Origin of the sequence: Streptomyces sp. NPDC096176, assembly GCF_044763255.1 — a bacterium.
In the GTDB taxonomy this organism is placed as follows: domain Bacteria; phylum Actinomycetota; class Actinomycetes; order Streptomycetales; family Streptomycetaceae; genus Streptomyces.
Genome location: NZ_JBIWFV010000012.1, coordinates 28,744 through 48,852, shown reverse-complemented (window position 1 = coordinate 48,852; position 20,109 = coordinate 28,744). Strand labels below are relative to the sequence as shown.

At 72.2% G+C, this 20,109-nt stretch carries 17 protein-coding genes; 8 read left to right on the top strand and 9 right to left on the bottom strand.

Going from position 1 to position 20,109, the window contains the following annotated elements:
* Positions 1 to 150 precede the first annotated feature (150 nt).
* The 4 genes from ACIQ7Q_RS28050 to ACIQ7Q_RS28035 all read right to left on the bottom strand — a co-directional run bounded on the left by ACIQ7Q_RS28050 (position 151) and on the right by ACIQ7Q_RS28035 (position 3,605).
* A complete protein-coding gene (locus ACIQ7Q_RS28050) occupies positions 151 to 525 on the bottom strand; it encodes an RNA polymerase-binding protein RbpA (RefSeq protein ID WP_003959706.1) in 375 nt (124 codons plus the stop codon).
* 266 nt (positions 526 to 791) lie between these two features.
* Complete coding sequence (locus tag ACIQ7Q_RS28045; RefSeq protein ID WP_403867867.1) at positions 792 to 2,156, bottom strand: MFS transporter; 1,365 nt, start codon at positions 2,154 to 2,156, stop codon at positions 792 to 794.
* Between the two features lie 40 nt (positions 2,157 to 2,196).
* Positions 2,197 to 2,961, bottom strand: a complete 765-nt coding sequence (locus ACIQ7Q_RS28040) for a glycerophosphodiester phosphodiesterase family protein (protein ID WP_403867864.1) — start codon at positions 2,959 to 2,961, stop codon at positions 2,197 to 2,199.
* On the bottom strand, positions 2,958 to 3,605 hold the full coding sequence (locus tag ACIQ7Q_RS28035; protein ID WP_403867861.1) for a YitT family protein: 648 nt from the start codon (positions 3,603 to 3,605) through the stop codon (positions 2,958 to 2,960). The genes ACIQ7Q_RS28040 and ACIQ7Q_RS28035 overlap by 4 nt, the downstream gene beginning before the upstream one ends.
* A 102-nt stretch (positions 3,606 to 3,707) precedes the next feature.
* Here ACIQ7Q_RS28035 and ACIQ7Q_RS28030 point away from each other — a divergent pair, with 102 nt between their 5' ends.
* Together ACIQ7Q_RS28030 and ACIQ7Q_RS28025 are read left to right on the top strand one after the other, a co-directional pair.
* A complete protein-coding gene (locus tag ACIQ7Q_RS28030) occupies positions 3,708 to 5,207 on the top strand; it encodes a PLP-dependent aminotransferase family protein (protein WP_403867858.1) in 1,500 nt (499 codons plus the stop codon).
* Positions 5,208 to 5,559: 352 nt separating this feature from the next.
* On the top strand, positions 5,560 to 6,186 hold the full coding sequence (locus ACIQ7Q_RS28025) for an NADPH-dependent F420 reductase (RefSeq protein ID WP_403867855.1): 627 nt from the start codon (positions 5,560 to 5,562) through the stop codon (positions 6,184 to 6,186).
* Positions 6,187 to 6,465: 279 nt separating this feature from the next.
* On the opposite strand, the gene ACIQ7Q_RS28020 is transcribed toward ACIQ7Q_RS28025, so the two are convergent.
* A complete protein-coding gene (locus ACIQ7Q_RS28020) occupies positions 6,466 to 8,070 on the bottom strand; it encodes a hypothetical protein (RefSeq protein ID WP_403867852.1) in 1,605 nt (534 codons plus the stop codon).
* 33 nt (positions 8,071 to 8,103) lie between these two features.
* Complete coding sequence (locus tag ACIQ7Q_RS28015; protein ID WP_100106149.1) at positions 8,104 to 8,298, bottom strand: hypothetical protein; 195 nt, start codon at positions 8,296 to 8,298, stop codon at positions 8,104 to 8,106.
* Between the two features lie 296 nt (positions 8,299 to 8,594).
* Between ACIQ7Q_RS28015 and ACIQ7Q_RS28010 the strand changes: the two genes are divergently transcribed.
* The 6 genes from ACIQ7Q_RS28010 (at position 8,595) to ACIQ7Q_RS27985 (ending at position 17,841) form a co-directional block, all read left to right on the top strand.
* On the top strand, positions 8,595 to 8,987 hold the full coding sequence (locus ACIQ7Q_RS28010) for an ankyrin repeat domain-containing protein (RefSeq protein ID WP_403867849.1): 393 nt from the start codon (positions 8,595 to 8,597) through the stop codon (positions 8,985 to 8,987).
* A gap of 278 nt (positions 8,988 to 9,265) precedes the next feature.
* Positions 9,266 to 10,684: a HEAT repeat domain-containing protein gene (locus ACIQ7Q_RS28005; RefSeq protein WP_403867846.1), complete on the top strand. Its 1,419-nt coding sequence runs from the start codon at positions 9,266 to 9,268 to the stop codon at positions 10,682 to 10,684.
* A gap of 239 nt (positions 10,685 to 10,923) precedes the next feature.
* Positions 10,924 to 12,048 carry a glycosyltransferase family 4 protein gene (locus ACIQ7Q_RS28000; protein ID WP_403867843.1) on the top strand — a complete coding sequence of 375 codons (1,125 nt, stop codon included), beginning with the start codon at positions 10,924 to 10,926 and terminating at the stop codon, positions 12,046 to 12,048.
* The gene (locus ACIQ7Q_RS27995; RefSeq protein ID WP_403867840.1) at positions 12,045 to 13,211 is read left to right on the top strand and encodes a glycosyltransferase; all 1,167 of its coding nucleotides are present in this window, start codon (positions 12,045 to 12,047) and stop codon (positions 13,209 to 13,211) included. The genes ACIQ7Q_RS28000 and ACIQ7Q_RS27995 overlap by 4 nt, the downstream gene beginning before the upstream one ends.
* Positions 13,211 to 14,206 carry an SGNH/GDSL hydrolase family protein gene (locus ACIQ7Q_RS27990; protein ID WP_403867836.1) on the top strand — a complete coding sequence of 332 codons (996 nt, stop codon included), beginning with the start codon at positions 13,211 to 13,213 and terminating at the stop codon, positions 14,204 to 14,206. Before ACIQ7Q_RS27995 ends, ACIQ7Q_RS27990 begins: the two co-directional genes overlap by 1 nt.
* Positions 14,203 to 17,841, top strand: a complete 3,639-nt coding sequence (locus ACIQ7Q_RS27985) for a hydantoinase B/oxoprolinase family protein (protein ID WP_403867833.1) — start codon at positions 14,203 to 14,205, stop codon at positions 17,839 to 17,841. The genes ACIQ7Q_RS27990 and ACIQ7Q_RS27985 overlap by 4 nt, the downstream gene beginning before the upstream one ends.
* Here the strand turns inward: ACIQ7Q_RS27985 and ACIQ7Q_RS27980 are convergent, their stop codons facing one another.
* From ACIQ7Q_RS27980 to ACIQ7Q_RS27970, 3 genes are read right to left on the bottom strand one after another with little or no spacing between them, the layout of a single operon-like run.
* Positions 17,842 to 18,708, bottom strand: coding sequence for a biotin-dependent carboxyltransferase family protein (locus ACIQ7Q_RS27980; RefSeq protein WP_403867830.1), 867 nt, complete (start codon positions 18,706 to 18,708; stop codon positions 17,842 to 17,844).
* Positions 18,705 to 19,337 (bottom strand): 5-oxoprolinase subunit PxpB, encoded by a 633-nt coding sequence (gene pxpB / locus ACIQ7Q_RS27975; RefSeq protein ID WP_403867827.1) that lies wholly within the window; start codon positions 19,335 to 19,337, stop codon positions 18,705 to 18,707. Before pxpB ends, ACIQ7Q_RS27980 begins: the two co-directional genes overlap by 4 nt.
* Entirely contained in the window at positions 19,334 to 20,098 is a 765-nt protein-coding gene (locus tag ACIQ7Q_RS27970; RefSeq protein ID WP_403867824.1) for a LamB/YcsF family protein, read from the bottom strand. The genes pxpB and ACIQ7Q_RS27970 overlap by 4 nt, the downstream gene beginning before the upstream one ends.
* Positions 20,099 to 20,109 lie beyond the last annotated feature (11 nt).

Here is a 20,109-nt window from a genome sequence, read left to right as displayed (position 1 = left end):
CGCCCCCTGACAACCACCCCCCCCCCCCCCCCCGGCCGCGCTCTTGTGGGGGCTGCCCCCTTTGTCTCCGGCCGGCTCCCCCCCGCCTGCGGCGGGGCCCCCCCCCGCGGCTCTCGTCGTGTCGTGCCTCGCTTCGCGCGCTTGCGCGCGCTACGCGGACTTCCGGCTGTCTCGCGGGTGCACCGCGATGTTCATGGCGCCGGAGCGAAGGACCGCCAGCCGCTCGGCCAGCACTTCCTCGAGCTCCTCGCGGGTACGCCGCTCCATGAGCATGTCCCAGTGCGTGCGCGCCGGCTTGCCCTTCTTCTCTTCGGGGCCGTCCCCGTCAACGAGGAGTGCCTGGGCGCCGCACGCCTTGCACTCCCACTCCGGCGGAATCTCCGCCTCGACCGAGAACGGCATCTCAAAACGATGTCCGTTCTGGCATGCGTACTCCACCGCCTGGCGCGGGGCCAGGTCGATGCCGCGGTCCGTCTCGTAGCTGGTAACCACAAGTCGCGTGCCGCGGAGAGCTCGCTCACTCATGAATCGTGCCTCCCGGGCTTGTCGCCCACAGGACAGGTGTCGCTGTCGTCGTCATCCGGTCAACGTCCGGTCGGCGGTAAAGATTCCCGTTCCGGGTCATGCGTCGCCCGTCGTGCCGCTGCTTTGCCATTGGTTGGGGTACCCACCAGTGCCCGGTTTGTCACATCTGACCGAAAGTGTCACCCACTGATTTCACTATTCAAGCACGCAGTAACGGTCCGCCTGGCAAGCCAAAGGCGTACACTACCGGCCTTTCACTCAGGCGTCTAAATCCGCTCCGGGACCGGGTTCCCCGCGGCAGCCACCGCACGCCTCACCGGAACCCTCGCGAGCAGCACGAATCCCAGCACGAAGAAGATCACCAACGAGATGATCGCGTCCCGGTAGCTGCCCGTGATCTGATACGCCAGCCCGAAGACGAGCGGCCCCAGCCAGCTCAGGCCCCGGTCGCTCATCTCGTACGCGGAGAAGTACTCCGCCTCCTTGCCTCGCGGCACGAGATGAGAGAACAGCGAGCGCGACAGCGCCTGGCTGCCGCCGAGGACAAGTCCGATTCCGGCCGCAAGGCAGTAGAACCAGACCGGCTCGCCGGCGGGCAGGAAGTACCCCGCCGCGAGGATCGACGTCCAGACGGCGAGCGAGCCGAGGATCGTGCGCTTCGCCCCGTACGTACGGGCCAGCCGCCCCATCAGCAGCGCACCCGCCACGGCGAGCACCTGCACCAGCAGCACAGCGGTGATCAGGGTCGTCTGGTCCAGACCCAGCTCCTCGGAACCGTAGACGGAGGCCTGCGAGATGACCGTCTGCACCCCGTCGTTGTAGACGAGATAGGCCAGCAGGAACGACAGCGTCAGAGGATGGCGCCGCATGTCGCGCAGCGTTGCCCTGAGCTGGTTCCATCCCGCCCCGACTCCGCCCTCGCCGACAGGCGCGATCCGGCGGTCCCGCAACCGCCGCAGCGGAATCAGGGTGAAGGCGCCCCACCACACACCCGCAGAGGCCAGGCAGATGCGGACCGCGTCGGACTCCGAGAGGCCGAAGGAATCATGGCCCGAGTAGACGGCGAGATTCAGCAGCAGCACCAGGGCGCCCGATGTGTAGCCGAAGGCCCAGCCCCGCGAGGACACCGCGTCCCGCTCGTCCGGGTCCGCGATCTGCGGCAGATACGCGTTGTAGAGGGCCATCGAGACGGCCAGCGACGCGTTCGCCACGATCAGCAGCAGCGCGCCCAGCAGATAACGGTCGCCGTCCAGGAAGAACATCCCCGTCGTCGCCGCCGCCCCCAGGTACGCCGCGACGGCGAGCAGAGGCTTCTTGCGGCCGGACCGGTCCGCCGCCGCCCCCGCGAGGGGCATGATCAGCACCGCGAGCACCACGGAGATCGACACGGCATACGGGAAGACCGACCCGGCCCGCACCGGTATGCCCAGCGGATGCACGAAGCCCTCGGTGTCCGCCGCGGCCTTCGCCACCGACGTCAGATACGGCCCGAGGAACACCGTCAAAACGCTCGTCGAATAGACGGAGCACGCGAAGTCGTAGAAGTACCAACCTCGTTGCTCACGTCTGCGGGCACCCGCACCCTCGTCCTCGCCCGTGCCGCCAGTGCGGTCCGCGGTGTCGGCCGTCACCCCCGCGCCCCCTTGTTCGTGCCGTCGCAGACGCGCCGGATCAGCCCCACACGCCCCGGTCACTCAGCACGGTGCGCAACGTCTCCAGATGATCGGTCATGATGCCATCCACGCCAAGGTCCAGGAGCGCGGCCATTCGATCGGCGTCGTTCACCGTCCACACATGGACCTGCAGGCCCCGTGCGTGAGCCGCCCGGACGAACCGCCGGTCCACCACACGGATACCGCCCTGCGTCTCCGGCACCTGTGCGCAGACCGCGCCGCTGCGCACCGCCGCAGGTATTCCGTACGACCCGAGCCGCAGACCGAGGACGCCGCGCACCCCGTAGGAGGTCGCCAGTCGGGGGCCCCCGAGGCGCATCGCGCGCGCCACCCGCCCCTCGGAGAACGACCCGACGCACACCCGGTCCCAGCTGTCCGTCCGGCGGATCAGCTCCACGAGCGGCACCAGCGCCGACTCCGCCTTCAGGTCCACGTTCCACCGGGCCCGAGGAAACTCCTCCAGCAGCTCCTCGAACAGCGACAGCGGCTCCCGGCCTGCCACCCGTGCCTTTTGTACCTCGCTCCACGGCAGAGCCCCGATGCGGCCCCGCGCATCGGTCACCCGGTCCAGCGTCGTGTCGTGGAACGCCACCAGCCGGCCGTCGGCCGTCGTGTGCACGTCGGTCTCGAAGTAGCGGTAACCGGCATCGGCGGCACGCCGGAAGGCTGCCGCCGTGTTCTCGATGCCGTCGGCCGCTCCGCCGCGGTGGGCGAAGGCGAGCGTCGACGGGTGGTCCAGGTACGGGTGGCGTATGCGGGTCACGGTCGAAGTATCGCGCGCCCAGGTGACCTCCCGGCCACCACGGTGCTGCGACCAGCCCCCTCTGGGACGGCGAACAGCCGCAGGAACAGCTGTGCCAGCGGCCCGATCGCCAGCGCGTAGGCCACCGTCCCCACGCCCACGGAGCCGCCGAGCGCGAAACCGGTCACCACGACGGCCACCTCGATCGCCGTGCGCACCAGGCGGATCGACCGGCCCGTGAGCCGGTGCAGGCCGGTCATCAGACCGTCCCGGGGGCCGGGGCCGAAGCGCGCCGCGATGTACAGGCCCGTCGCCATGCCGTTGAGCACGATGCCCGTGACCATCAGCGGGATCTGCCCCGCGAGCCCTCGCACCTCCGGCACCAGCGCCAGTGTGGCGTCCATCGCGATGCCGATGACGAACACGTTGGAGACGGTGCCGAGCCCGGGCCGCTGCCTGATCGGAATCCACAGCAGCAGCACCACGGCGCCCACGATGATCGACACCACGCCGATCGTCAGTCCGGTCAACTCGGCCAGCCCCTGATGCAGCACTCCCCAGGGCTCGAGCCCCAGCCCCGCGCGCACCAGGAGCGCGGAGCTCACTCCGTACAGCGCGAGGCCGACGTACAGCTGCAGCAGTCGGCGGGTGAGTTGCGCGGACACGATGGCGCCCCCTGTCTGGTGTGGGTGGACTGATGCGTGCCACTCTGTGGCTATGGAACAATCGGCAACCATGGCCAATTCGGGGAAGGTGGACTGATTTCCATGACGCAGTGGACCTCTGCGGTGGGAGCGTCTCAGCTCGCCCGTCAGCTCACCTCGCAGCAGCCGCGCCCCGCCGGCCCCGGCACCCGCAAGCCGCCCGCCTACCGGGCGCTCGCCGACGGCATTCGGCTGCTCGTCCTGGAAGGCCGCGTGCCGGTCGCGGCGCGACTGCCCGCAGAACGTGAACTCGCGCTGTCGCTCGCCGTCAGCCGCACCACCGTCGCCGCCGCGTACGAGGCACTGCGTTCGGAAGGCTTCCTCGAGTCCCGCCGCGGTGCCGGCAGCTGGACCGCCGTCCCCGCGGGCAACCCTCTGCCCGCCCGTGGCCTCGAGCCCCTGCCCCCCGAGTCGCTCGGCTCCATGATCGACCTGGGCTGCGCGGCACTGCCGGCACCGGAACCGTGGCTCACCCGGTCCGTCCAGGGCGCCCTCGAGGAGCTGCCACCGTACGCCCACACCCACGGCGACTACCCGGCCGGGCTGCCCGCCCTGCGCCAGATGCTCGCCGACCGCTACACGGAGCGCGGCATCCCGACCATGCCGGAACAGATCATGGTCACCACCGGGGCGATGGGCGCGATCGACGCGATCTGCCACCTCTTCGCCGGCCGCGGCGAGCGCATCGCCGTCGAATCCCCCTCGTACGCCAACATCCTCCAGCTGATGCGCGAAGCGGGCGCACGGCTCGTGCCCGTGGTCATGGCCGAGGGTCTGACCGGCTGGGACCTCAACCGCTGGCGCCAGGTGCTGCGCGACTCCGCGCCGCGCCTCGCGTACGTGGTCGCCGACTTCCACAACCCCACCGGCGCGCTCGCGGACGAGTCCCAGCGCCGCGCCCTCGTAGAGGCGGCCCGTTCGGCCGGCACGGTCCTCGTCGTCGACGAGACCATGTCCGAGCTGCACCTGGACGCCGCCATCGAAATGCCCCGGCCCGTCTGCGCCTTCGATCCCGCCGGCTCCACCGTCCTGACCGTCGGCTCCGCCAGCAAGGCCTTCTGGGCGGGCATGCGGATCGGCTGGGTCCGCGCCGCCCCCGACGTCATCCGCTCCCTCGTCGCCGCCCGCGCCTACGCCGACCTCGGCACGCCCGTCCTGGAGCAGCTCGCGATCAACTGGCTGATGCGGACGGGGGGTTGGAAGGAGGCCGTCGCCGTCCGCCGCGACCAGGCACGCGAGAACCGCGACGCACTCGTCGCGGCGGTGCGCAAGGAATTGCCGACCTGGGAATTCGACGTCCCCCGCGGCGGCCTCACCCTGTGGGTGCGCACAGGTGGCCTCTCGGGCTCCCGCCTCGCGGAGGTTGGCGAGCGCGTGGGCGTCCGCGTGCCGTCGGGCCCGCGCTTCGGCGTCGACGGCGCGTTCGAAGGGTATGTGCGGCTGCCGTTCACGGTGGGCGGCCCGGTGGCCGAAGAGGCAGCAGCCCGGCTGGCGGCGGCGGCGCGCCTGGTCACAACGGGCGCTTCGACGTCCACGGAGACGCCCCGCACATTCGTGGCCTAGGCGGTTTCCGCTGGGCCATCGTGCTGACCGGATGAAGATGCCCGCGACGTGCCGTGCGGCCTGTAGACGGTGGCGGTTCTGTTGTGTCGAGTGGCAGGGCCGCGCCCCTGCGAGCCTGTGAGGCTCGAAGGCTGCCGGCTCGGCCGCGCCGTTCGCGCTCGGCTGTCTGGTAGGCGGGCCGGGGGACGACCGCCCTGATGCTCCGACGGCACAGGGGGTACGGGAGGCGCGGGAGGAGTGCGCCGTGTCTGCCGGAGCACCCCGGAGCGCCCCTGGCCTAGGTCTTTGGTGCCGGTCCACCTGGGCCACAGGTCCGATTCGCCGCGCCCCGACAAACAGCTAGCGTCCCACCATGCGTATCGGACTACTCGGCACCGGCAACGTCGCTCGAGCACTGGCCCACGGCTGGAAGGCCGCAGGGCACGACGTGCTCCTCGGTTCACGTCAGCCCAAAGATCGGACAGACCTCGGTCTCCCCGTAGCGAGTCTGAACGAAACGGCCGCCCACGCGGAGGTACTCGTCAACGCCACCCCGGGAACCGTCTCGGTGGAACTGCTGCACTCCATCGGGGCACCGGCGCTGGCCGGCACCCTGATGATCGACGTCGGGGTCGGCCTTTCCGACGACTTCACGGAGCTCTCGCACCCCAACAGCAGCCTGGCGGAACAGATCCAGGAAGCCTTCCCCCTGACCCCCGTCGTGAAGACGCTGTGCACCATGGACTCCACGGTGATGATCGCCCCGGACCGTCTGGACGGCCCGAGCACCGTCTTCCTCTCCGGCGACGACGCCGGAGCCAAATCGACCACCGGCCGACTGCTCACCGACCTCGGCTGGCCCCCGTCGTCCCAGCTGGACATCGGCGGCATCACCACAGCACGCGGACAGGAACACTTCGCCCTGCTCTTCATGGGCATCGCCGGCGGTCTGGGTTCTCACGCGTTCAACATCAACGTGGTCAGCCGCCCCTCTGCATAGAGCCTGCCGCCAGGTGACCTGGCCTGGTGGATCACGGTCCGGGGATACGCCGGCATGAACTGTCCGCCGGGAACGGGATTTCATTCGTCCGCCGTGCGGCTTCGTTGCGTGGGCGCAAGCGGCTGGACGACCGGATGGTTCTCGCCGGGCCAGTGAGGGTCGGGGATCGGGGGGTACCTCCGGGCCAGGGGCCAGAGGGCAGGCCCGGCCGAATCCGGAAACGCCGAGGCCCGGCACGGGGACCGTCACGTCCCCGGCCGGGCCATGCGCAGCTGCGGGTCAGCCGGTTCCGCGCAGAGGAACCGTCGGTGGGGTGGCCGGTTTCGCCGGCATGCCGGGCAGGTCCGGAGCCGTGGCCGCGGCTTGGGGTTCCGCGGCGCCGGGGTCGGGCGGCAGCACCGCCAGGACCGCCTGGCGGTGGGCCTCCGTCGTCGCGTCGTCGAACGGGTCCGGCGTCGCGGGGACTTGGAGGCGCAGGACCGGCCCCGTACCGAGCCGAGCGTACCCCCGCCCAGGCGGCACGTCGGTCGTCGGCGTGGTGCGGGGTGCCTCCCCGAGCACCGATGCGACCTCCGGGAAGCCGGCCGGGCCGAGCGTCACCCGGGCCCGGGTGTGCGTCCGTACCGCCTCGCTGAGCGCGCCGACGCTGTCGAACTGCTCGGCGACGACCACCGTGACGTGCGCCGCCCGCCCGTGCCGCAGCGGTACGGAGAGCAGCTCCTGGGGGTCCATATGTCCGTCGGCGGCGGCCAGGTGCCCGAAGACGCTGGGCCGGTCCATGAGGATCCACAGGGGCCGTTTGGTGTCCTCGGGCGCGGGTTGCCCCGCCTGCCGGGCGCGGTTGGCGGCGATGAGCCGCCGCTCGGTCTCGTGCGCGGCCCACTCGAGGCTGGCGAGCGCGCCGGCCAGTCCGCACTCGACGGCGAGGACGCCGGTGCGCCCGGTGAGGCAGGCGTACTCACCGGTGCCGCTGCCTTCCACGATCAGTACGTCCCCGTGCTGCAGCGCCTGCAGGGCGATGGAGCGGAGGAGGGTCGTGGTGCCGCTGCCGGGTTCCCCGACGACCAGCAGGTGCGGCTCGGTGGAGCGAAGTCCGGTGCGCCAGACGACCGGGGGTGCCTGGACGATCTCGTCGCCCCGGATCACCGGCACCGTGCGCTGGACCGCGTCGGCGTCGGTGAAGCCCAGCACGGTCTCACCGGGGACGGTGACGAAACGCTGGGCGGCGATGGCGGTGGACAGGGCGGGCAGCACGCTCATGACGAGTTCGTTGCCCTCCTCGTCCCAGGTGAAGAGGTACTCCCGCCCGCGCCCGGACTTCGCGTGCAGCAGCTGCTCGATCCGCGCCCGGGCGGCGGTCTCCCCGTCGGTGAAGTAGGCGGGGTACTTGACGCGGAGCCGGGTGAGACGGCCGCTGTCGTCGAACTCGTACTCGGTGAAGGCCTTGCTCCACTCCCCGCCGTGGGCGAAGAGCGGGGCCGGGTCCTCGGCGATGGAGAAGTACGGGATCAGCGCTTCGTAGAGCGCCTGCAGCCGCCCCGCCTCCGCCTCGTCGGGACCCGTCTTGACGGGCACCCTGACCCGCCCCTGCCAGGCGGCCGCGGCCATCACCGTGATCAGGGCGAGCAGCGGCCCGTATGGGATGAGCGCGACCACCAGGACACAGGCGGCGACGAAGAACAGGGCGGGACCGCGCCGCTCCTTGGGCGTGCCTGCCCACTTCTGCCGTGCCACTCCCGCCAGCTTCCGCAGACCACGGGAGACCGTGATCAGCGGATGGAGGACGTCTGTGGCGCTGTCGGCGGCCGTGCGCGCGATCGCTCGGCTGCGGGCGATCTGCGTGCTGCCGCTGCTCAGAATGCGGGGGAGTGGACGCCGGGCCACATCGTCTCCTGGGGTGCTGAAGGGGGCGGACGGTCAGAACTTGATCCCGCCCAGCAGTCCGGCCAGGCTCGTCGTGCCTGCCTGGATGCTGGGGGCGATCGCGGTGCCCGCGAGGAAGAAGCCGAAGAGCGCGGAGACGAACGCGTGCGAGGCCTTCAGGCCGTCCTTCCTGAAGAAGAGGAAGACGATGATGCCGAGGAGCACGACGCCTGACATGGACAGAATCATTGGAGTTCTCCTGGGTGAGGGGACAGTCACCTTGAGTTGTTCCAGGCTCACAGGAAGTATCTATGCGATAAAAGGTGCATATGGGTGAACTGTTCGGCATTTCACTGCACTGGCGGACAGTCGGTCGTTGCGCAGCGGGCAGAGGGCAGGACCGCAGGGCACAGTGCCCCCGCGACGTGATCCTTTGCCGCCGACGCGCCGCGTCATGTCGGCCGCCGGGCAGTACCCTGTCGATTCACTCGTACGGCTGCTCCTGCCGTGCGCCCCAGGTCAAGTGGTGAAAGGCGGTACGTCCCATGAGTGAGGTCCCGGACTCCGAGGTGATCGAACTCGCGACCAAGGTCTTCGACCTGGCGCGTCAAGGGGAGGCCGACGCTCTGGCCGCTTACGTCGACGCGGGCGTCCCGGCCGACCTGACCAACGACAAGGGCGACACGCTCGTGATGCTCGCCGCCTACCACGGCCACGCCGACACTGTGGAGGCGCTCCTGGCGCGCGGCGCGGAGCCGAACAGGGCCAACGACCGCGGCCAGACGCCTCTCGCCGGTGCCGTCTTCAAGGGTGAGGACGCCGTCATCCGAGCTCTCCTCGCCGGTGGCGCCGACCCGCAGGCAGGCACCCCGTCCGCGGCGGATACCGCGCGGATGTTCGGGAAGGCGGAACTTCTGGAGCTGTTCGAGGGCCGCTGAGCGCTCCGCGGGCAGCGCCCGCGCAGCAAGGAAGAGGTCGCCGCGGGGGGCGCCGTAAATGTGGTCGCGGTGGCGAAATGGGTGGGTCATCATGACGTCAGCCCCATCCCGGACGACATCAACCGGGAGTCTCCCCTGGGGCCACCGAAGAGAGGCAGAGGAAGATGCTCTACAACAAGCGGAAGACGCGTACGACGACGGGCGGCCCTACATGCTGCTGCGCGGCCTAGGCACTCCACTTCCCGGTCGCGTCGACAGCTTGATGTGAGGCATTCCCCATGTTCGATCCAGTCATAGCGCCGAGCGGCACCCTGCTCGGCCTGCTGCAGAGGGGCCGCGGCGACGGCACGCTGCACGCGCTCGCCGCCCCGCGAGCCGAAGCGCTCGCCGCCCTCAACCACTGCGTGCTCAACGACCCCCGCCACGACTGGCAGGTCGAGAACCGCTCCCTCTACTACGCCCGCCTCTACCTCGATCTCCACGGCAGCCTCGAGGAGATCGAACGGCATCTGTGCGATGCCGACGACCACATCGACACGGACGAGTGCCGTACCGGTCTCGCCCTGGCGGTGCTCGGGCATCTCGCCTCCTACGGCAGGGGCGACGCGCTCGCTCTGTTGCGGCGGTACGCGACACACGGCGCCAACTGGGCCTGGGCGCTCGACGAACTCGCCCTGCGGGACGACGACGCGGGACTACGCGCACTGGCCGGCCCGATCCTCGCCAGATTCCCCGCCACCCCGGAAGGCGAGGCAGAGCTGGCCACGGCCGTACGCGACTCCTTCGAGCCGCGCCCCTGGCGGCTGTGGGCGGAGGACGGACGTGAAACCGTCGGCGCCAGGATCAGGGCCGCCCAGGAGGCGGGTTCCTTCGACCGCTGGCAGCGTCAGATGCGCCCCTCAGGGCCCCGGCCCGGCTGGAGCGTCCAGGCGGTCCTCGACTGGGCCGACCAGGGCCTGGAGCGCGGCAGCGCCCTGCACGTTCCGGCAGCCCGCTGCCTGACCGCTGTGGCGGGACCGGAGGACCGGCCCACCATTGTCGAGGCCGCCCGCACCGGATCCGACGGCGCACGCTCCGCCGCTCTGCACTACCTCGCCGAGTCGCGCGACCCCGTTGTCCTCGACCTGATCGAGACCGCGGTGACCTCCGGCCCCCGGCCCGTCGCCGACGCGGCAGTCGCCGCGTTCGAGCGGATGTGCGGCGAGCCGGCCGTGGACCGGGCACGCAGCTGGGTGCACCGTCCCGACGCCCTCGGCGCCTCCGCGGCCGGCGTACTCGCCTGCCGCGGCGGAGCCGGCGACGCGCAACTGGTGCTCGGCGCGCTCCGCGAGACCGTGCGTGCGGACGGACCCGACGCCCCCCTGTTGTGGACCCTCGTCGACGGAGCGGGCCGCCTCGGCATCGCCTGCGCCGCCCCCGTCCTGCGCCATGTCTACCGGGAGACGGCCTCCTCGCATCTGCGGGGCCGCGCCGCCCGGGCGCTCGCCGCCACCGACCCGTCCTTCCCCACCGGCTTCGCCGTCGAATGCCTGTGGGACTGCGAGGAAACCACGAGAGAAGTCGCCGCTCTGCACGCGGAGACCGGTGATGTGCGCGTCGCCGAGCGGCTGCGCCGGCTCGCCGCCGACCCGGCGGAGGAGGCCGAGGTGCAGACCGCGGTGCGGAGCCGTATCGGCCCGGACCGGTCGGGGCTGTGACGGTCGGGAGCCCGACGCCGCCCGAAGCGGATCGACGACAGTCCGAGAACCCCCAGCGGTCCGAGAAGCCCCGCCGGACCGCCGGCAGGGCGGCCGACGGCCCCGATGGACGATTCAGGACGTTCGGCGGTGGTTGACGCCGGTTGGGGGCCCGCCCGGCCACAAACGCTCACGGGACGTTCCGCGTACGGAAAGATCCACGTTGGCGCAGCCACTCCGGGCCCGACGACAACACGGGTATGCGTGTCGTCATCGTCACCGAATCCTTTCCGCCAGACGTCAATGGTGTGGCGCACTGCGCCCAGCAGACCGCACGGCATCTCGCCGCCCGCGGTCATGAACCGCTCGTCATCGCCCCGGCCGTGGCCGGGGCCGACAGCTTCGACGCCGACGCCCCCTGCCCGGTCGTGCGCGTGCCTTCACTGCCGCTGCCCGGCTATCCACAGGTGCGCGTCGCCCTGCCCAGCCGCAGGGTCGCGGCCGCCATCACCGCGCACCGGGCCGATCTCGTCCACCTCGCCAGCCCCTTCGTGCTCGGGGTACGCGGCATGGCGGCCGCGGCACGGCTCGGGCTGCCCGCCGTCGCCGTCTACCAGACCGACCTGGCCGGATACGCGCGTACCTACGTCGGAGCGGGCGAAGGCGCGGCCTGGCGGCGCATCCGGGCCGTGCACAGCGCCGCCGACCGGACACTCGCCCCCTCCACAGCAGCGCGGCGTGACCTCGAGGAGCACGGCGTCGAGCGGGTGCGGCTGTGGCCGCGCGGGGTCGAGACCACACGCTTCCGGCCGGAGCTGCGCGACGACGCATTGCGGCGGACTCTGGCTCCCGGCGGCGAACTGATCGTCGGATACGTCGGCAGGCTCGCCCCCGAGAAGCACGTCGAGCTGCTCGCCGGGTTGTGCGCGAAGCCCGGCGTCCGGGTGGTCGTCGTCGGTGACGGCCCCAGCGAGACGTCGCTGCGCGGCGCCCTGCCGGGGGCAGTGTTTCTCGGCCGCAGGACCGGCGACGACCTCGCCCGGATCTTCGCCTCCCTGGACGTCTTCGCGCACACCGGCCCCTACGAGACGTTCTGCCAGACCGTGCAGGAAGCCATGGCCAGCGGACTGCCGGTGATCGCCCCTGCCGCGGGGGGCCCGCTCGACCTCGTCGACCACGGCCGCACAGGACTGCTGGTTGAGCCCCACAGCGCCGACGCCGTACGGACAGCGGTCGACGTGCTCGCCGGTGACCGTGCTCTGCGGACCGCCTACGGGCGGGCCGGGCTCGCCGCCGTGGAGGGCCGTACCTGGGCCGCGGTCGGGGACATGCTGCTGGACCACTATGCCGATGTGCTCGGCGCGCGTACGGCGGTGGCGGCATGAGCGGGGAGCGTGGTCTGCGCATCGTACGGCTGGCGAACTTCGTCACCCCCTCCTCCGGCGGGCTGCGCACCGCGCTCGCGGAACTCGGCCGCGGCTACCTGGCCGCGGGCCACGAGCCCGTGCTCGTCGTCCCGGGCGACGGGGAGAGCGACCGGGTCACCGACCAGGGCCGCGTCATCACCCTGCCCGGACCCGAGATCCCCGGTACGGGCGGGTACCGGGTGCTGGCCGGCCGGCGGCGGCTGCGGGAGGTTCTGGACGAGCTGGCGCCCGATCGCCTCGAGGTCTCCGACCGCACCACCCTGCGCTGGACCGGAGAGTGGGCACGGCGCAGGCGGATCCCCTCGGTGATGGTCTCCCACGAGACGGCGGACGGAGTGCTGCGCACCTGGGGGCTCTCGGAGGCGGTCGCCGCCCGTACCGCCGACCGGCTCAACCGGCGCAGCGCCTGGACCTATTCACAGATCGTGTGCACGACGGAGTGGGCGGAGCGCGAGTTCGTACGCATCGGGGCGCGCAACATCGTGCGAGCCCCGCTCGGCGTCGACCTCCGGCGCTGCCGGCCGGCCCGCCGGAGCATGCGGCTGCGCGCGCGGTACGCGGCCGGAGCCGACGTGCTCCTGCTGCTCTGCTCCCGCCTGTCGGTGGAGAAGCGCCCCGGTACCGCCCTGGACGCGCTCGCCGCGCTGCGCGAACGCGGTCTGCGGGCGTCTCTGGTCGTCGCGGGCGACGGCCCCCTGAAGGGGTCGCTCGTGCGCAGGGGGCGCGCGGAACGGTTGCCCGTGGAGTTCCTCGGCCACCTCCCCGACCGTGAGGCGGTGGCCGACCTGCAGGCGGCGGCCGACGTGTGCCTGGCACCCGGTCCCGCCGAGACCTTCGGCCTCTCCGCCCTCGAGGCGCTCGCCTGCGGCACGCCGGTTGTGGTCAGCGCGTCGTCGGCGCTGCCCGAGGTGGTGGGCGACGCGGGCGTGGCGGCGGCCGACACCGCGGAGGACTTCGCCGGTGGCGTCCTGGACGTGCTTTCCCGCCCGGAGGGCGCTCGCCGTGAAGCGGCGCGGGCCCGCGCCGAACTCTTCGACTGGCAGCGCTCGGTGAATGCGTTCCTGGCCGCCCATGAAGCTCTGCCGGTCGCCGGCCGGGCGTCCGAGCCGGGAGGCCGCTGATGCCGGCGCCGGAAGCACCCACGGAGGCGATCGGGGGAGCGACGGAGGCGTCCGCGTGCGTGGCCGCCGAACCGGGAACGAGACGCACCCGGACGGGGACGCCGACGCCGCCCTCGACAGCCACCCGCCCGGTGCGGTTTGCCGCCCTCGGCGACTCGCTCACCGCAGGGGTGGGCGACCCCGTCGGGGGCGCCTGGCGTGGATGGGCCGCGCTGCTCGCCGACGGGGTCGGCAGCGAAGCCGCGCCGGTCGACTTCCGCAATCTCGCCGTCAGCGGCGCCCTCAGCAAGGACGTCGCCGAGTTCCAGGCGCCGACGGCCCTCGCGTTCGCGCCCGACATCGCGTCCGTCGTGGTGGGGGTGAACGACACGCTGCGCCGCACGTTCGACATAGCCGACCTCGCCCGCTGCCTCGACGACGTCTGCTCCGCGCTCGCCGCCCGCGGGACCGTACTGCTGACGGCGTGCCTGCCCGACCCCGGCGCCATGTTCGGGCTGCCGGCCCCGCTCGCGCGGCCGCTGGCCCGGCGGCAGCGGGCCGTGAACGCCGTCGTCCATGTGCTGTCCGACCGGTACGGCACCGTCCACCTGCACGCCGCCAACGCCCCGTGGGTGCAGGACCGGGCCATGTGGAGCACCGACCGCCTGCACCCGGGGGAGCGCGGACACCGCATGCTCGCCCGGCGCTTCCACGCATTGCTCGCCGCCCGCGGCCTGGCCCACGGCACCGCACCCGACGCCGAGCCCGACCAGCCCCACCCGACCCGTGCCGCAGCGCTGTTGTGGCTGGCCACGGCCGGCACCGGCTGGGTGGCACGGCGCTGCACGGACCTGCTGCCGCAACTGCTGCGCCTCGCGGGGGACGAGGTGCACCACTGGGCCCGTGGCACCAGCGCACGCCTGGACCGCAGCGCGGAGCTGGCCCTGTCCGCCGCGCTCGCGGCGGTGACGCCGACCGTTCCCGGCGCCCGGATCGGGGCAAGAATGGGGGAATGACCGGGCGCTGGGAGTTCTGGATCGACCGTGGCGGCACGTTCACCGACGTCGTGGGCCGGCGCCCCGACGGGCGGCTCGTGACCCGCAAGCTCCTCTCGCACAACCCCGGGCGCTACCGCGACGCCGCCGTCGCCGGCATCAGGCTGCTGATGGGCACGGCCGCGGACCGGCCCGTACCGGCCGACCTCGTCGCCTCGGTCAAGATGGGCACGACCGTCGCCACCAACGCCCTTCTGGAGCGGCGCGGTGAGCCGACCGTGCTCGTCATCACCGAAGGCTTCCGCGACGCCCTGCGCATCGCCTACCAGAACCGGCCCCGCCTTTTCGACCGCCACATCGTGCTGCCGGAGGCCGTGTACGACCGGGTGATCGAGGTTCCCGAACGCCTCGACGCCCACGGCGAGGTCGTACGCCCCCTGGACCTGGCGGCCGTGTCCGAGCGGCTGGAGGGCGTACGCGCCGACGGCATCTCGAGCGCCGCCGTCGTCCTGATGCACGGCTACCGCCACCCCGACCACGAGCGGCGCATCGCCGAGACGGCACGCGCCCTGGGCTTCACCCAGGTCAGCTGCTCCCACGAGGTGAGCCCGCTGATCAAGCTGGTGCCCCGCGGTGACACCACCGTGGTGGACGCCTATCTCTCCCCGATCCTCCAGCGGTACGTCGACGAGGTCGCCGCCGACCTCGCCGGAATCCGCCTGATGTTCATGCAGTCCAACGGCGGTCTGCGCGAGGCGACACACTTCCGCGGCAAGGACGCCGTGTTGTCGGGCCCGGCCGGTGGCGTCGTCGGAATGGCCCGCTCCTCCCGCCGGGCCGGCTTCGAGAAGGTCATCGGTTTCGACATGGGCGGCACGTCCACCGACGTCTCGCACTACGCGGGCGAGTTCGAGCGCGAACTCGGCACCCAGGTGGCGGGTGTCCGGATGCGCGCGCCGATGATGAGCATCCACACCGTCGCCGCCGGCGGCGGCTCCGTGCTCCACTTCGACGGGCGCCGCTACCGCGTGGGTCCCGACTCCGCGGGCGCTGTGCCCGGCCCCGCCTGCTACCGGCGCGGCGGCCCGCTCACCGTCACCGACGCCAATGTGATGCTCGGCCGTATCCAGCCCGCGTACTTTCCGGAGGTGTTCGGCCCGGAAGGCAACGAACCCCTGGACGACCGCACCGTACGCGAACGCTTCGGCGAACTGGCCGAAGAGATCGCCCGGGAGACCGGGAATCGGCGCACTCCCGAAGAGGCGGCGGCCGGATTCCTGGAGATCGCCGTCCTGAACATGGCGAACGCCGTCAAGAAGATCTCCGTCCAGCGCGGCCACGACGTCACCCGCTACGCGCTCACGTCGTTCGGCGGCGCCGGCGGTCAGCACGCCTGCGCCGTGGCCGACGCCCTCGCCATCGACACCGTGATCGTGCCGCCGCTCGCGGGCGTACTGTCCGCCTACGGGATCGGCCTCGCCGACGCGACCGCCATGCGCGAGCAGTCCGTGGAGGCCGAACTCGACGAGCAGAGCATCGTCCGCGTCCGTGGCCTCTGCGGCGAGCTGGCCTCCCGCACCCGCGCCGAGCTGCGCGCCGACGCCATCCCCGACGCCGCGATCACCACGCGCGCGAGGGTGCTGCTGCGCTATGCGGGCACCGACGCGAGTCTGCCCGTACCGCTGGACTCCGCCCCCGCCATGCGCCAGGCCTTCGAGTCCGCCCACCGCGCCCGTTACGCCTTCACCATGGACAAGCCGGTCGTGGTGGAGGCGGTGTCCGTCGAGGCGATGGGCACCGCGAGCGACCACGACGCCGCCGTCGTCGAGGAGCCGGGCACGCAGGCCGAGTCGCGGCCGCTCGATCGCGTGTCGATGTTCGTCGGGGGAGAGCAGCAGGAGGTGCCGCTGTACCGGCGGGGCGATCTGCGGCCCGGCCACGAGGTGACCGGCCCCGCGATCGTCGCGGAGCCCGACGCCACCACCGTCGTCGACCCCGGTTGGCAGGCCACGGCGAGCGCGACCGGGCACCTGCTGGTGACGCGGGTGCGCCCCCGGCCCACCCGGGTCGCCGTCGGCACCGACGTCGACCCGGTGCTGCTGGAGGTGTTCAACAACCTCTTCATGGCCATCGCCGAGCAGATGGGCGTGCGGCTGGAGAACACCGCCCACTCCGTCAACATCAAGGAGCGGCTCGACTTCTCCTGCGCCCTCTTCGACGCCGACGGCAATCTGATCGCCAACGCACCACACATCCCGGTCCACTTGGGCTCGATGGGCGAGTCCATCAAGGAGGTGCTGCGCCGCCGCCGTGACGAGGGCGAGCTGCGACCGGGTGACGTCTACGCGGTCAACGACCCGTACCACGGCGGTACGCATCTGCCCGACGTCACCGTCGTGACCCCCGTTTTCGAAGACGGCGAACTGCGTTTCCTCGTCGCCTCGCGCGGCCACCACGCCGAGATCGGCGGCATCACCCCCGGCTCCATGCCCGCGTTCAGCACCGACATCGAGGAGGAAGGCGTCCTCTTCGACAACTGGCTTCTCGTACGGGACGGGCGGCTGCGCGAGGACGAGACCCGGCGGCTGCTCACCGGCGCCCGGTACCCGTCCCGCGCCCCGGACATCAACATCGCCGACCTGAAGGCGCAGATCGCCGCCAACGAGAAGGCGATCACCGAACTGCGCCGCATGGTCGGCCAGTTCGGTCTCGGTGTCGTCCAGGCGTACATGCGCCACGTCCGCGACAACGCCGAGGAGTCGGTGCGCCGGATCGTCGCCACACTGGAGGACGGGCAATGCAGGTACGAGACCGACAACGGCGCTGTCATCCAGGTGGCCGTGCGGGTGGACCGCGAACGCCGCGAAGCGGTCGTCGACTTCACCGGCACCTCGCCCCAGCAGCCCGGCAACGCCAACGCACCCACCTCCGTGGTAATGGCCGCGGTGCTCTACGTGTTCAGAACCCTCGTGGCCGACGACATCCCCCTCAACAGCGGCTGCCTGGCGCCTTTGGAGGTGCGTGTACCGGCGGGCTCGATGCTCGCACCCGTGCACCCGGCGGCCACGGTCGCGGGCAACGTCGAGACCTCGCAGGCCGTCACAGGAGCGCTGTACGCGGCCCTCGGGGTGCAGGCCGAGGGCTCGGGGACGATGAACAACGTGACGTTCGGCAACGACCGCGTGCAGTACTACGAGACCGTGGCGAGCGGTTCCGGCGCCGGTGACGGTTTCGACGGCGCGGACGCCGTGCAGACCCATATGACCAACTCGCGCCTCACCGACCCCGAGGTGCTCGAGTGGCGCTATCCGGTCCGCGTCGACTCCTTCGTCGTACGTACGGGCAGCGGGGGGCGCGGACGGTGGCACGGCGGCTGCGGCGTCGTACGGCGGATCCGCTTCCTGGAGCCGATGACGGTGGCGCTGCTGACCGGTCACCGGCGCATCACGCCGTACGGGATGGCGGGCGGCGCGCCGGGTGCCCTGGGCGAGAACCGGGTGGAGCGGGCGGACGGCAGCGTGCACCGCCTCGACGGCGTCGACTCCGTCGACGTCGGGCCCGGCGACGTACTGGTCGTGAGCACGCCGGGGGGCGGTGGCTACGGCACGCCGCAGCCCACGCCGGGGGCCGGTGACTACGGCACGCCACAGCCGTGATCAGCGAACCGTCACGAAGCGCACCGCGGTACCGGGCACGGCCTGTGCCGCCGCGGGCAGATCGCGCCCGTCGACGACGCCCACCACGGGATAGCCACCGGTGGTGGGATGGTCGGCGAGAAAGACGACCGGGCGGCCGTCCGGGGGCACCTGCACCGCGCCCAGCACCATGCCCTCGCTCGGCAGCTCACGCGACCCCGCCCGTTCGAGCGGCGGCCCGTCCGTGCGCAGCCCGATGCGGTTGCTCGCCGACGACACCCGGAAGACACCGCGGGCGAGGGTGCGCAGCGCGGTGTCCGTGAACCAGTCGTCGCGGGGGCCGAGCCGTACTCGCAGCACCAGTTCGGCCGGGAGCGCGGGCCAGGGCACTTGGACGTCCACCCGGGCCGGCGGCTGTGCGGGAGGCCCGAGGGGCAGCACCGCACCGGCCGACAGGGGGGCGGGCCCGATCCCCGACAGCAGATCGGTGGAGCGGCTGCCCAGTACCGGGTCGACGGTGATGCCGCCGGCGAAGGCCATGTAACCGCGCACGCCCCGCACTGCGGGACCCACCTCCAGTACCGCCCCGGCCGGGACACGCAGCGGCGCGCCCCAGGGGGCGGGCCTGCCGTCGACGGTGACCGGGCTGTGCGCCCCACCGACGGCGACGGTCACGGCACAACGCGGCCGTACGGCGCAGCCGTCGAGCGTCGTCTCCAGGACCGCGGCGCCCTCCGGATTGCCGACCAGGCGGTTGGCGAGCCGGGCCGCCGGCAGGTCGAGAGCGCCCGAACGCGGCACCCCGAGGTGCGCGTGCCCCGGCCGCCCGGCGTCCTGCACCGTGGTCAGCGCCCCGGGCCGTACGACCGCGAGTGCGAGATCGGTCATCGGCCCTCCGGGACGAACCGGACCCGGGTCCCCGGCGACAGCAGCGCCGCGGGCTCCCTCGCCGGGTCCCACAGCACGGCGTCCGTGGTGCCGACCAGTTGCCAGCCGCCGGGGGACGAGCGTGGATAGACACCTGTGTACGGGCCGGCCAGCGCGAGGGAGCCCGCGGGCACGGCGGTACGGGGCGTGGACCTGCGCGGAACGGCGTAGCGCTGCGGCAGTCCTGTCAGATAGCCGAACCCCGGCGCGAACCCGCAGAAGGCGACCCGGAACTCGAGCGACGAGTGGATCCGTACGGCCTCGTCCGCGGTCACCTGCCACAGGGCCGCCACCTCCGCCAGGTCGGGCCCGTCGTAACGCACCGGTATCTCGACGGAGTTGTCCGCACACGTGGCGAGCGGCGGGACCACCCACGACACGATCTCCTGTGCGAAGCGCCGCGGATCGTCGAGCCCGTCCAGTAGTACGGTCCGCGCGGCGGGCACGATCTCGTCGACGCGCGGCAGGACGCCCGCGGCGCGCCGGCGCAGCAGTTCGGCGTGGAGCGCGCCCGCCTCCTCGCCGTCCCCGGTCTCGACGAGCAGCGCCCGCTCGCCGACCGGCAGAACCCTCCGGGCAGGGCCGCTCATACGAAGGCCTCCACACGGACGCCCACGCCTTCCAGTTGTTCGCGCACCTTGCGTGCCAGCGCCACGGCGCCCGGGGTGTCCCCGTGCAGGCACAGCGAGCGGGCCCGCACCGCGACCGAGCGTCCGCACCGGGACGTGACGACCCCGAAGCGAGCCATGCTCACGGACCGTTCGACGACGGCGGCCGGGTCGCTGATCACGGCGCCGCTCTCTGCACGCGGCACGAGCGTGCCCTGCGCCGTGTACGCGCGGTCGGCGAACGCCTCGGTGATCACGGGGAGACCGGCCTTCTCCGCCATGGTGTGCAGCTGGGAGCCCGGCAGGCCGAGCAGGGGCAGCCGCTCGCCCGACAGCAGCACGCCGTCGACGACCGCCGCCGCCTGCTCCTCGTCGTGCACGACTCGGTTGTAGAGCGCGCCGTGCGGCTTGACGTACGAGACACGGGAGCCCGCCGCCCGCGCGAAGATCTGCAGCGCGCCGATCTGATAGGCGGTCTCCGCGGCCAGCTCTTCGGACGGGACGTCCATGGAACGCCGTCCGAAACCCGCCAGATCGCGGTAGGAGACCTGGGCGCCGATCCGCACCCCGCGCTCGGCTGCCAGGTCGCAGACGCGGCGCATGGTGACCGCGTCCCCGGCGTGGAAACCGCAGGCGACGTTGGCACTGGTGACGACGGACAGCAGTTGCTTGTCGTCGGTCAGCCGCCAGTTGCCGAAGCCCTCGCCCAGGTCGGCGTTGAGATCGATGGACGCCCAGGTCACCGCAGTACCTC